Genomic DNA, 12194 nt, shown 5'->3' with positions numbered 1-12194 from the left:
CTCTGGTAAATCAAGCCATTTATTGGTTCTTGATTTTACTTAAAATGCTAATTTTGATTTTGGATGAGTATAAGTTGAGATATTTTTGCCCTAACCTCAGTCTAAATGTAAAAAATAAAGAGCGGACGGAAGCTATTTTCTTTGAACTTATAACTTCTATCCTACTCTCTCTTTATATAATTATCTTACTGAACTTTATAACTCAAAAATGTTGAAATTTCCTCTACGGCAAAGGGCAGAGCTGTTTCATCAGGGCTCATTTTGGCATGGTGGAGCGGGTAAGGAGTATCAATCCCTAACCAGAACATGACACCAGGAACTTTTTGTAGTAAGTAACCAAAGTCTTCACCAGTCATTGCTGGAGGACAATCAATCAGATTGACCGCACTGCTTTGTCCAAAGAAAGCCATTAGCTCATCAGCTAGTTCAGGTTGATTTTCCACAGGAAGCCAAGCCCCTTGACGGAGTTCGATTTCAACTTCCATGTTAAAACTAACCGCTACGCCCTGTGCTATGGTCTTGACGCGATCCTGCATGAGCAAGCTCATCTCCTGCGTCAAGGCACGAATGGTTCCGCGAAGACTGGCTGTCTCAGAAATGATGTTACTTGTCACCCCTGCGTGCATAGCACCGAAAGTCACAACACCTCCCTCGATAGGGTCAACATTTCGACTCACAATTGTCTGAGCCTGGGTTACAAAATAAGCTGCCGCTACCAAGGCATCATTGGAAAGGTGTGGAAAGGCTGCGTGCCCACCTTTTCCTTTAAAAGTTAGATAGACTTCACAGGTACCAGCAAAAAGTGTTGAACGGTTAGTTGCTATATCTCCCACCTTAAAATCTGGTCGAACATGAAGCCCATAAAATTCATCAGGCAACCAATCTTTAAAAGCATCATCTTCATACATGAGCTTAGCCCCACCCAGATTTTCTTCTGCAGGTTGAAATAGGAAAAGCATATTTTCTTTAGGTTGTTGCTCTGCCATTTTCTCCAAAAGCCCTAAAGCAATCGTCATATGAAAATCGTGCCCACAGGCATGCATCCGCCCTTCATGTTGGCTGGAAAAAGGCAAGTCCGTCTCCTCAGTGATAAGAAGCCCATCAATGTCCGTCCGCCAACCAATGGTTTTCATCGGAGACGAACCATGTAAAAAGACTAAAATCCCTGTTTTCCAAAGGCGCTGCTCCACAAATGATTTGCCAGCTGTGATTTCGGTAATGCGTTCTAGCAAATAAGCCTGTGTCTTGCATTCTTCCAAGCCAATCTCAGGAATTTGATGCAAGTCACGACGTGTTTTAATTAAATCTAACATACTATCTCCTTAAGGGAAAAGGCTGAGCTTCCTCAACCTTTTTAGTTATTACAAATTTCTAAGAGCGTCTTCAAGCGCTGTTTTTTGTTGCGTTTGTGCATCAATTTCTTTGATAACTCGTGCAGGAACGCCTGCTACAACAACATTTTCTGGCACATCCTGAGTCACGATAGCACCTGCCGCTACGACAGAACCATTACCTACTTGAACACCTTCGATAACGACAGCATTTGCTCCGACAAGCACATTGTCACCAATACGAACAGGCTCAGCAGAAGCAGGCTCAATCACGCCAGCAAGGACTGCACCAGCACCGATATGACTATTTTTACCAACCGTTGCACGACCACCTAGAATTGCTCCCATATCAATCATGGTTCCCTCACCAATCTCAGCACCAATATTGATAACAGCCCCCATCATAATAACCGCATTATCACCGATAGTTACTTGATCACGAATAATGGCACCTGGTTCAATACGAGCATTGATATTCCGTTTATCAAGCAATGGCACAGCTGAATTACGGCCATCTTGCTCAACCACATAGTCTTTATTTTCAGTCAAGTTCGCAAGTAGTGGCTCAATATCCTTCCAATCACCAAACAGAACATTACCAAGTTTAGTTACCTCAGCAGGAATAGCTCCCGCCAATTCACCTTCAAACGTTACCTTTACAGTCGTTTTTTTCACAGCATTTCCAATAAAAGCAATAATTTCCTGAGCAGACATTTTTTGCGCTGTCATAGTTAAAATCCCCTAGAGTGTTACCAAAGCGAGAAAAAAGAGACAGGTAAGCTATTCACTCTTTTTTTGACACTTTTAGCAAAAGAACAGTTACTGCAACTCTCCCTCACTAAACACTCCAGTCCTTTCAATTTCAAGTTTATGTGCTTACTATTATAACAAATTGTCTGAAAATTTGGAAATTAATCCTTAACAAAAATCAAAAATTACTTTTTGTTTCTTTCTTAAAAGTGCGGACGCAAGCAACCTCCTACGGAGTTTCATTGCTATTTTTTGAGCCCTCTATCGCAGTAGATGATTGGCTGTACTTGTCGACTACTCAACAGCGTCCAACCTAATCATCCTTGCGGGGGAACTACTACGAAATTGATTCTCAATTTCTGTAGTTCTCCCAAAAAATCCGTTCATATCGAGGGTAAACTCTCGATATGAATACCACTATAGCGAAAGAAACATTTTAGCCTCACTTCGTTCGGTAGTCCATCAAAAGTATTAGAGGTTCTAAAATGCTAATTTTGATTTTGGATAAGTATAAAAAGAGGCCGAGTGGAATTTTGCATAAAGAGGTCACATCTTAATGTAAATTCTGACGAACTTTACAACTCTACTAGCAAAAAATCCCTCCTCAAAAAAGGAGAGATTAGTCTTAATTATAGACGTGCGTTTAATTCTGCTGAAAGTTCTTCAAATCCTGGTTTCCCAAGAAGGGCAAACATGTTTTTCTTGTAGGCTTCAACACCAGGTTGGTCAAATGGGTTAACACCATTGAGGTAACCTGATAAAGCAATTGCAAGCTCGAAGAAGTAGATGATGTAACCCAATGTGAATTCGTCCTGCGCTGGCAAGGTCACAAACATGTTTGGCACATCCCCATCTGTGTGAGCAAGAAGCACACCGTCTGTTGCTTTCTTGTTAACGAAATCTACATCTTTACCTTGGAGGTAGCCAAGGCCATCAAGATCTTCAGCAAGTTCTGGGATAATCACGTTTTTGCGTGGTTTGTCAACACGGATAGCTGTTTCAAAGATGATACGAGCACCCTCTTGGATGTATTGACCAAGTGAGTGAAGGTCCGCTGAGAAGTTCGCTGATGATGGGTAAATCCCTTTTTGGTCTTTCCCTTCTGATTCACCTGCCAATTGTTTCCACCATTCTGCGAAGTATTGAAGTGATGGCTCATAGTTGACCAAAATCTCAGTTGAGTAACCTTTACGGTAAAGGACGTTACGAACTGCTGCGTATTGGTATGCTTCATTTTCAGCGATTTTATCTGATGAGTACTCTTTACGTGCTGCTGCTGCACCTTCCATAAGAGCAGTGATATCAGCACCTGACGCAGCGATTGGAAGAAGTCCTACTGCTGTCAAGACTGAGAAACGGCCACCGATGTCATCTGGAACCACAAATGTTTCCCAACCATTAGCGTCAGCTTCAACTTTAACAGCACCTTTAGCTTTATCAGTCGTCGCATAGATACGTTTGTTAGCTTCTTCTTGACCGTATTTTTTAACCAAAAGCTCTTTGAAGACACGGAAAGCAATCGCAGGCTCAGTTGTTGTACCTGATTTTGAAATCACGTTAACTGAGAACTCTTTATCTTGAACATACTCAACCAAGTCAGCAAGGTAAGTTGATGAGATTGAGTTTCCAGCATAAAGGATTTGTGGGGCTTTGCGCTCTTCAGCTGTTTGAAGGTTTACAAAATGGTTGCTTAAGAAATCAATAGCTGCGCGCGCACCAAGGTAAGACCCACCGATACCGATAACAACCAAGACTTCAGAATCTGACTTGATTTTTTCAGCAGCTGCTTGAATACGAGTAAATTCTTCACGGTCGTAATTTTCTGGAAGGTCAATCCATCCTAGGAAGTCTGAACCTGGTCCAGTTCCCTCACGCAATAATTTATCTGCTGCTGAGACTTGACCTTGCAAGTAGTCAATCTCATGTTGACCAGCAAATTTTTCTAAAACTTTTGAGTAATCAAATGTAATATGTGACATGCTATTCTCCTATAAATATCTAAATCATATACTATGATATCGCTTTATCACTCTTTTTTCAATCTTTTTCTTACATTCATTAAATTTTCATCCAACTTTCATTTTTTTCAGAAATTTTCAAGAAAATCACATTGAGGACTTAATCACTTCCACACGCGTAATTTGTCCAGATTTCATGCTATCAATTCGTAAAGCGACATCCGTAAAATAAACTGAGGCGCCAATAGCCACTGTTTTTTCTTCGGCTTCTAAGTATCGTACCATGAAGTCTCTGAGTAACTCTCCTTTTTCAGTAGGTTTAAGATTTACTTTGGCAATCACATTTACCAAGCGAACTTTTTGACTTCCACGGACAATAATACTACTAGCATCATCAAAGCTGGTAAACAGGTACTTACGTGTCGCAAACAGCGCAGCTATTGCCAAAACACTTAAAAGCGTGTCTAGTGCTGAACCGTGCGAAATCACAAGTTGCCGCGCTACCGCAAAGAGCAAGACCTCGATAATGGTCCCTGACGTATGCTTACTAAGCATTTTAATCAACTCAACACCGATGGCAATGCTCATAGCTTGATTAAGAAATTCTTGAAGGTAATCACCAATCGTTGCGTGGCTGCTAAACACAGAAAACAAATCAATAAACAACCGTCCAGTCAAGGCTAAGAGGACTAGCACCAAAATCATGGAAATCAGAATTTCCACATAGAAAGATAATTCATAAAGAGTCGTCTGGATAAATTTGCGCATGAGAAGCCTTTCTGGAAACGTTTTATTCTATTTTATCCTATTTTGACTGAATTGGCGAGTATAGACTCTCTATAATAGTAATTGTAAAACTCAACTTAAATGGCGTCGTAAGCAACATTATCAACTACGATATGAATTAACTATTTTCTTGATAAACAGTGTCGCTTTACTTTATAAAAAATAACTACAAGAAGCATAAAATATAAAGATATCATTAAGAATATTTAGATAACCTTAAATCTATCTTAGCTTTAGGCAAAATTATTTCTTCCCCCTTGTAAAGATTCCAAAAGGTTGTAAACTATAGTCGAAAACAAATAAAGGAGCAAAGCGCTCATGAAAAATACTGTGCATCGTATCAAAACGATTAAACGAAAAAAAGCATGGGGCAGTGTCAGTAGTACAATGTTAGCTGCTGTATTAGTTAGTGGTATTCTGATACCAACAACGGTGAATGCAGATGAGGCAGGGAATTTGGCAACTCAAGTGACTACTGATAACGGAATTGACTTAACCATTGAATCTCTAACAGAAGATACAGATACCGTTGTGGCTTCACTTCGTCAAAATAACGAGTCTGACATCCAAAGTTCAAGCGAAAAGAAACCCTGCGAAGGAATTGATCAAAATAGAGATGTAGTAGAAGTAAAATTTGATCCAGCAATGATATCACAAGTTTTAACATTAGAAGTTAAGGAAGACAAAAATAGTCTAAGGGAGAAAGAACTCAAGCAAGCTTATGAACAACTTAAAGAATATGAATGCCGTCAACAAGACTATCAATATCAGCAAAATAGTCAACATCCCCAAGAAGGCGAGCATACAAATTCTGAAAACTCCTGGAAAGATATTGACGATTGTTTAAAACAGATTGAACAAGAGCTTCGTCAAAATCTTGAAAATGTTGAATCGCATGAAAGTCTAGAGTACCTAGACTATTTCGGTCCTATGCAAACGGCATCGCTTGATAATACTGAATCAATTGAGAATGACAACTCTCCTGCCCAAAATGAAGATTTCTGGGAAGTTATTAATAAACGTCTGAAACAAATAGAACAACTACTCCAACAGAAGTTTGATAAAGGTCAACCACTTTCTTCAGAAGAATTGGCTTTCTTAGAGCGTAAGCAAGATTTGGGACATCAGCAAGAGATCCCTCACAAAGAGGAAGTTAAAACACCTGATATGAACAAGGAGGAAATGCTAACATTAACAAAAAAGCCTCAACTACAACTTCAATCTTATAAAACTGAGCAAACACATCTTGAATCAAAATATAATAATCAAGACACCGAGCATACAAATTCATCAGAATCAATGATAAACTCTAAAGAAACCATTAAACAAGAACAAAAAAACCTCAACTTCAAAGAAAGTAAAGCGACACTACGTCGGATAATGAAGAAATTGCCACAAGCAAACTCATTAGAATCTGGTTTATCTTCAGTGATGATATCACTTCTAGGAGCTCTAGGTGTCTTACCATTTTTGGCTTATATAATAAAACGCTATCACTAATTTATAAAAATAGAGAGTTTACTACCAATACATATAGAGTATTGATACACTCATCTTACTAGTCATAAAAACTTTACTAGAAGCTATAAAGATTATCGAAATAATTTTTTAGATAAAAATCAATGTACTAAAATCAATTAGTTTTTATTTAGTATTTTTGTTAGCACTTCTCCTAATGTGGTGTGGGGCGCTCCAAAGGTCTGGGAGACCTTTTGAGGTGGGGAATAAGGCGAACGAAGTTCGTCTCAATCGTTAAGGTCTAGGAGACCTTTGGAGCGTCCGCACTTTTAAGAAAGAAACAAAAAGTAATTTTTGATTTTTGTTAAGTATTAAACGAGTTTACTATTTTAAAGCTAAGACACTATAAAAAAGCGAATGTCTGCATTTGGTCAAAAAGGCCAGTTATCAGTCATTCGTTTTTTCTTATGTATTTTTTCTAAATTTTGTCGCCAAAAATTTTAAGTCAATATGACTTATCACAGTGAATTCTATAAGTACAAGAATATCTTTAGCTATTGCTACATAACGAATAACACTTTAATTCAATTACTTCCTAGAAACTCACTGTAACAAGAAATATAGTCATTGCTAAAAAAATGCTACTTAAGGGGAGGTGACAATCTCTATTTTTCACCATAGGCTTGTTCGGACCTCAAAACTCAGCAATTCCGTTGTAAAACTAACGTGATAACGAGTGATTTTAAGAGAAAAACAACTGCCTTCCTCCTCTCTAAATGAAGAATTAGGCAATTGCTTAAGTTATTATTATTTGACTGTTGTCAATAGGTAATCTCCTGCATTCAAGTTGTATTCTTGAGTGGTAAGGATGTCGTCAAAATCGCCTGTATTGGTTACAATGATTGGTGTGATGACTGGGAGACCTGCTGAACGAATAGTGTCAAGGTCAAATTGAAGCAATTGTTGACCCGCTTCAACTTTATCACCCACAGCGACGAATGACTTGAAGCCTTTACCTGCTAGAGAAACAGTATCCATACCAACATGGATAAGGATTTCAGCACCATTTTCAGTGCGAAGACCGATGGCGTGACCTGTTGGGAAAAGAAGGGTTACTTCTGCCTTAGCAGGTGCAACTACTAAACCATCTGTTGGGTCAATCGCAATCCCTTTCCCCATTGCTCCTGAAGCAAATACTTGGTCAGGAACATCAGTAAGGGCAACACGTTTACCGATAAGCGGACTAGCAATGATTTCTTGTTGAGCTTCTTTAAGCTCTGCTACTGGTTCAATGGTTTCAGCTTTTGCAGGCGCAGCTTCAGGTCCACCGTAAAGGTAAGGAACTGGAACAACCATTTGGATAGCAAATGAAATAACGATAGCTGCTACTGCAAATCCAATTAGAATAAACATTGGTGTCATACCTTCTGTTGGGCTAACGTATCCAGGGAACATGAAGACACCCATTGCACCCATTGCATAGTTTTTAAGGTCAAAGAATGAGAGGCCTGCTCCGATAAGAGCTGAAACCGCACATGAGATATAGAATGGAATTTTCATTGGGAGAGTAACCCCATAGATTGCTGGTTCTGTTACACCAAAGATTGATGAAATGAAGGCTGGCATTGCCACAGATTTTACTTTTGACTCTTTGGTTTTGAGCATAATAGCTGCTAAAACACCTGTTTGTGTAAAGTTTGGAAGAGCAGCAGCAATCAAAATAGTAGACCATCCATTTTGAGAGAATTGAAGAAGAGCAAGTGGCACAATGGCCCAGTGAAGACCAAACATGACAAGAACTTGCCATAAACCACCAAGTAAAATACCATATAAGATTGGACTAAAGTTCATAACAGCTGTAAATGTCGCTGATAAGAAATCTGAAGCCATATTAGCTACTGGACCAACAGCCAAGAAAGTCAATGGAACAGTTAGAATAATTGTTACAAATGGTACCACGAAAACTTTAACCACATCTGGTGTGATTTTCTTCATTACTTTCTCAATATGTGATCCTACCCAAACGGCCAAAAGAACTGGCATTACTGTAGAAAGGTAACTTCCAGCTGATGGCAATTGGAATGGGATACCAAAGACATGATCTAGTCCAGCTTCTTTTAGAGCTGTAACAGTAGTTGGAAGTGTTGGGTAAACCAAAGCCATTGCAATCGCCATAGCTGTAAATGGATTCATTTTGAATTTATTGGCTGCATTATACGCTAATACGATTGGTAAGAATTGGAAGAAACCATCTCCAGCAGCATTTAAGATTGCATATAGCGCACTATTAGCATTACTCCAACCAAGAGTTGCAGCCAAAATAGCAACAACACCTTTGATAATCCCTGCAGCTGCGAGTGCACCTAGAGAAGGTTGGAAAATACCCGAAATCAAGTCAACAAAGCGATCAAACAGATTTCCTTTAGGAGCATCACCTTCGTCAACATCTAGACTTCCTGAACCTGATAAACCACTAACATTCAAAAATTCAGCATAAACATCAGGGACGTGGTTACCAATAACAACTTGGTATTGCCCACCTGCTTTAACAACGGTCACGACACCATCTCGAGCTTTCAAGTAATCGTCATCTGCTTTTGACTCATCTTTCAATTGAAAACGAAGACGTGTCACACAATGCTTAACTGAGGTGATATTTTCTTTACCACCAACATGTTCTAAAATATCCGTAACTAATTCTGTGTACTTATTAGCCATGGGGAATCTCCTTTTGATTTGTGATTCGTTTAGGGTGATCAGGTCTAAACATGGTACGGACTGCTAGGCAAAATAGAAAAAACCTAAACAAATACCAAACAACACAGGTACCCCAAAAAGGTAACTTGTTATTTTGCATTTATCTAGGTTTTGCCTGCTTACCAGTAACAATCCTTAACTATGTTTAAATTATAACCTAAAACGCTTTCTTTTGCAAGCGTTTTTTTTGAAAACATTTTAAAAAATAGCCTGGTAATTTCCCAAAGTAAGTTCCACTTTAATACTCAACCAAAATCAAAATTAGCATATTGAGCAAACTCAAGGACCAATAAAGGTATCAATTTCCCAGCGCTTCTTTCGCCATGGTGGTATTATAATCAAGAGTAAACTCTTGATTATAACGGACTTTTTGAGACCTGGGATCAAAAAGTAGCAATGAAACTCCAAAGGAGGTTGCGATACTGACTTCGTCAGCTCTATTTCCCACCTAAAAAGGTTTCCCAAACCTTATCGACTGTGACGAACTCTGTTCGTCTTATTTCCCACCTCCAAAGGTCTCCCAGACCTTTGGAGCGTCCGCACTTTTAAGAAAGAAGCAAAAAAGTAATTTTTGATTTTTGTTAAGTATAACAGACGGTGGAAGTTAGTTTGGGAATTTAGCAAAAAATAGCCCTTAAGCTAATCATCTAGCCCAGAGCTATCCCTTATTTCTATTTCTTGTCAACCACCGTACTAAACCAACGTCCATTCAAAACCGTAGTGTCGAGTTCTTGCTTCACATCAGAAGGTAACGTCGTGTCCTCTGTCATTTTCTTGAGAATCTCTTCTGCGTTTTCTGTATCAACGGTATCTTCTATAATGGCTTTCTTTTGATCTGCATCTAAACGAAGCACGTTATTTTTAGCCGTCCAAGCTGTCCAATTGGTCAAAGACTTCTCATTAGGATTGCCAGTTCTCACAAACTGTTTCAGATAATGTTTGAATTGTTTGGCTAAATCCTGAGCCCCTTCTGTGTTAAAGTCTTCTCCAATAAAAGTGGCATAGTTTGACGGTTGTTGAAGTAACGGTTCAAAAATGCCATGGAAGGCTCCAAGTGAAGCTGCTAAAGTTGGCGTCACCTCAGTATTATCACCATAGGCAATCTCACCGATAAAGATATCCGATTTGTAATTAGCAGCCATCTGACGTGCACTTTCGACACCATTTGATAGACGATACAAGGCACTACCGTAAGTCTCTGCATAGGTTAATTCCGCTAATTGACTAGTATTTTTAAACAAATCACCACTTGAAAAGTCTTTGGCAAAGCGTGGGTCAAAAGCTGAGAATAATGAGAATTCACTTGTTCCTGTAATTAGCATGATAGGCACATCATTATAGGTCTTGCTTTCAAACCCTTCCTCAGGTATAACCACCCCATCCTTATAAAGATGAGGGAATGCCTTCATTCGGATCATGGCATTACCCATAAGAGCAACCAGACGATCTCCAGAGACAGATTTTAAATACTCTAGTACTTCTCCATCTGAAGTTAGTAACCAGCTCTTTGCTTCCTCTTCGGTCGCTTTAATGCCATCTTCTACTACTAATGGGGCAATGGCTGTCGCGAAAATATCTTGACTTTCCTTGGTATCAGCTAGTGTCATCCCACCACTAAAAGAAATGGCTTTGTCATATTTCCCTTTAAATAATGGCGAAATCAGGGTAGCCATGACGTCTCGTCCTCCAGCTGAGAAACCCGTAAGGGTGACATTATCAGCATCTCCACCAAAAGACTCAATGTTTTCTTCGACCCAGTCAAGAGCAGCAGCAATGTCTAATAAAGTATAGTTCCCTGAATTTTCCTCATCGCTTCCAGTTTTCAAAGCCTCCAGCGGATTAAAGCCAAGAGGACCTAAGCGGTAATTGACAGAAACATAAACCGCATTCAGGTCATTAACCAAAGTGTTTCCTTTAATCTCTTGTGCATGGCCCGTTTGATTATTTCCACCATGGAGAAAGACGATGACAGGTAATTCTGTTTCATCCGTATTTGGTCTGACTACATCTAAGTTTAATGCTTCTTCACTACCAGTAACTTCACCGTTTGAAAATTGCAGTGCTTTTTCACCATACTGAGTAGCATCATAAGTGTCTTTCCATTTAGCAACTTCTTTAGGCGCATGCCAGCGCTCTGCTGTGGCATACGGAACCCCTAACCATTCTAACGCCTTATTATCTGAGTCTTCTTTACCTTTAAGACTACCGCTAGCAATGGTTTGCGTCAATGATTGATTGAAGGTTTGCTTTGTTTCCGTCGAACCATCGTTAGAACAAGCCACTAGAACCATACTTGACAGTCCTAGAGCCATAAGTTTTTTCCAATCCATAAGATTGCCTCCTTATATTGGGCTGTTATGGCAAACCAAAAAACCTAGAAAATCCAAATAACAGTACGACCAAAAATAGCGACTGTATATTGAAATTTCTAGGTTTTGCCTGCTTACCAGTAACAATCCTTATTTACACTTCTATTTTATTATAAAGCGCTTTCTTTTGCAAGCGTTTTTAAAAGAGCATAAAATCGCTCCCCTATGTCATCATATAAGCAAAAAAATACATCACTTATCTTCTAGAACATCTACCAAATGTGGAGATACTCGCAAAAAAAAGAGGTGCTAGAGGCTTATTGGCCATGTCTGACACGATTCAAAAAAATTGTAGATAAACAAAACCTTCCAGAGTCAACAAAGACTTTGGAAGGTTCAATATACTCTGTTATTGGGCGCTTACTCACTACCAATATCCCAATGGTACAAAAAAGAGAGAGGACCTTTCATTTGGTCTTCTCTCTTTTTAAGGAAACATTCTAATCAAGCGAGAATGAGTTTTCTCTGCTTCTAGAAGTTTAAGCTATCGCTTATGCCTTCTCTTTAGTCACGTTTCTTTCTCATAACCCATGCACCTAAACCTAAACTCATAACTCCTAGAACTACCGCAAGGTAGGTAGTGCTATCACCAGTTGCTGGCAAGTTTGGTTTATGGTTTGCTGGCGGTGTTGGTGGGGTATTGCCTGGAGGTGTATTACCTGGTGGTGGTGTTTCACCTGGTGGTGGGGTATTACCTGAAGGCGGATTATTTGGAGTAGGTGGGTTGATTGGAACCGGTGGTTTTGGTGGATTTGGACTCGGTGGAACAACTGTTACTTTGTTCG

Annotated in this window: 8 protein-coding genes; 1 reads left to right on the top strand and 7 read right to left on the bottom strand. The window is 39.4% G+C overall.

Annotated elements, in window-relative coordinates; all coding sequences use genetic code 11:
- Positions 1 to 185: 185 nt before the first annotated feature.
- From EAF07_RS03895 to EAF07_RS03880, 4 genes are all read right to left on the bottom strand, one after another.
- Positions 186 to 1313 (bottom strand): N-acetyldiaminopimelate deacetylase, encoded by a 1128-nt coding sequence (locus EAF07_RS03895; RefSeq protein ID WP_121834984.1) that lies wholly within the window; start codon positions 1311 to 1313, stop codon positions 186 to 188.
- Positions 1314 to 1361: 48 nt separating this feature from the next.
- The gene (gene dapD / locus EAF07_RS03890) at positions 1362 to 2060 is read right to left on the bottom strand and encodes a 2,3,4,5-tetrahydropyridine-2,6-dicarboxylate N-acetyltransferase (RefSeq protein WP_121834983.1); all 699 of its coding nucleotides are present in this window, start codon (positions 2058 to 2060) and stop codon (positions 1362 to 1364) included.
- Positions 2061 to 2710: 650 nt separating this feature from the next.
- Positions 2711 to 4060 carry a glucose-6-phosphate isomerase gene (locus tag EAF07_RS03885; protein WP_121834982.1) on the bottom strand — a complete coding sequence of 450 codons (1350 nt, stop codon included), beginning with the start codon at positions 4058 to 4060 and terminating at the stop codon, positions 2711 to 2713.
- Between the two features lie 126 nt (positions 4061 to 4186).
- Positions 4187 to 4807: a phosphate-starvation-inducible PsiE family protein gene (locus EAF07_RS03880; RefSeq protein ID WP_121834981.1), complete on the bottom strand. Its 621-nt coding sequence runs from the start codon at positions 4805 to 4807 to the stop codon at positions 4187 to 4189.
- Between the two features lie 336 nt (positions 4808 to 5143).
- Here EAF07_RS03880 and EAF07_RS03875 point away from each other — a divergent pair, with 336 nt between their 5' ends.
- Positions 5144 to 6325, top strand: coding sequence for a hypothetical protein (locus EAF07_RS03875; protein ID WP_121834980.1), 1182 nt, complete (start codon positions 5144 to 5146; stop codon positions 6323 to 6325).
- A 765-nt stretch (positions 6326 to 7090) separates the two neighbouring features.
- Here the strand turns inward: EAF07_RS03875 and EAF07_RS03870 are convergent.
- From EAF07_RS03870 to EAF07_RS03860, 3 genes are all read right to left on the bottom strand, one after another.
- A complete protein-coding gene (locus EAF07_RS03870; protein ID WP_121834979.1) occupies positions 7091 to 9001 on the bottom strand; it encodes a beta-glucoside-specific PTS transporter subunit IIABC in 1911 nt (636 codons plus the stop codon).
- A gap of 710 nt (positions 9002 to 9711) precedes the next feature.
- Positions 9712 to 11370 carry a carboxylesterase family protein gene (locus tag EAF07_RS03865; RefSeq protein ID WP_121834978.1) on the bottom strand — a complete coding sequence of 553 codons (1659 nt, stop codon included), beginning with the start codon at positions 11368 to 11370 and terminating at the stop codon, positions 9712 to 9714.
- A 543-nt stretch (positions 11371 to 11913) separates the two neighbouring features.
- A partial coding sequence (locus EAF07_RS03860; protein WP_142925587.1) for an LPXTG cell wall anchor domain-containing protein occupies positions 11914 to 12194 on the bottom strand: 281 nt, incomplete at its 5' end.

This window comes from Streptococcus hillyeri, assembly GCF_003686955.1.
Classification (GTDB): Bacteria; Bacillota; Bacilli; order Lactobacillales; family Streptococcaceae; genus Streptococcus; species Streptococcus hillyeri.
The sequence above is the reverse complement of the archived record's forward strand: the minus strand, read 5'-3'. Positions and strand labels throughout refer to the sequence as shown.

Coding starts and splice junctions, on each gene's coding strand:
- EAF07_RS03880 (WP_121834981.1), bottom strand. CDS start 4,807: ATGCGCAAATTTATCCAGACGACTCTTTATGAATTATCTTTCTATGTG.
- EAF07_RS03895 (WP_121834984.1), bottom strand. CDS start 1,313: ATGTTAGATTTAATTAAAACACGTCGTGACTTGCATCAAATTCCTGAG.
- dapD (WP_121834983.1), bottom strand. CDS start 2,060: ATGACAGCGCAAAAAATGTCTGCTCAGGAAATTATTGCTTTTATTGGA.
- EAF07_RS03885 (WP_121834982.1), bottom strand. CDS start 4,060: ATGTCACATATTACATTTGATTACTCAAAAGTTTTAGAAAAATTTGCT.
- EAF07_RS03865 (WP_121834978.1), bottom strand. CDS start 11,370: ATGGATTGGAAAAAACTTATGGCTCTAGGACTGTCAAGTATGGTTCTA.
- EAF07_RS03870 (WP_121834979.1), bottom strand. CDS start 9,001: ATGGCTAATAAGTACACAGAATTAGTTACGGATATTTTAGAACATGTT.
- EAF07_RS03875 (WP_121834980.1), top strand. CDS start 5,144: ATGAAAAATACTGTGCATCGTATCAAAACGATTAAACGAAAAAAAGCA.